The following is a 249-nucleotide window of genomic DNA, read 5'->3' as shown; positions in this document are numbered from 1 at the left end:
AAACCTACAAAACCAATAGAATAAGCCTGATCTACCGGAGGAAAAAACAAATAATTAGGATAATTCAATCCATAAGCACTGAAAAAACTCACACTTGGCATATTATTACTTTGAACAATTTTGACTTTTGTACGTTGTAATTTTATATTTTCTGTTGATTTTTGTATGTTGAAAGAAGAGTTCTCTGTTTTTTCGATAAGAGGTAAAAGCGAATTGATTTCCGGTTTTTGAATTCCCGCAGAATCGATG

General features: G+C 31.3%; 1 pseudogene. It reads right to left on the bottom strand.

The features are described 5' to 3' along the window. Positions 1-249 (bottom strand): annotated as a pseudogene (locus tag SCA31_RS24800) (hypothetical protein); the annotation flags it as partial.

This window comes from Chryseobacterium sp. SIMBA_028, assembly GCF_046535285.1.
In the GTDB taxonomy this organism is placed as follows: Bacteria; Bacteroidota; Bacteroidia; order Flavobacteriales; family Weeksellaceae; genus Chryseobacterium.
Note: the sequence above shows the minus strand (reverse complement) of the source record. Positions and strands in the feature narration are given on the sequence as shown.